The following is a 284-nucleotide window of genomic DNA, read 5'->3' on the forward strand; positions in this document are numbered from 1 at the left end:
GGTTGAGCCGGCCCGGACCCAGCTGGAAAGCCCGCAGATTCAATGGCCAGACACACCACTCCCCACCGGTGATGCCCTCGTGGACCGAGCACTGGACGCACTGGGCCGGATCAACGCGATGCCGGTGGGGGAGCACGGTGACCTGTATGCCCATATCCACGACGCGCTTTCGGAAGCCCTTGATTCCGAGCCGGGCCTTCCCCCGGTAAGTCCACGCAGCACCAACAGTTCCGGTTCGGAAGGCGACAGCTAAGGCATGGCACGACTCGATCAGGAACTCGTCG

Annotated in this window: 1 protein-coding gene; it reads left to right on the forward strand. The window is 64.1% G+C overall.

Annotated features, from left to right (window positions below; translation table 11 throughout):
* Positions 1–253, forward strand: a 253-nt coding sequence (locus tag SB772_RS40120) for a hypothetical protein (RefSeq protein ID WP_410838533.1), incomplete at its 5' end; no start/stop codon positions are given.
* Positions 254–284 lie beyond the last annotated feature (31 nt).

This window comes from Paraburkholderia sp. SIMBA_030, assembly GCF_046535245.1.
In the GTDB taxonomy this organism is placed as follows: Bacteria; Pseudomonadota; Gammaproteobacteria; order Burkholderiales; family Burkholderiaceae; genus Paraburkholderia.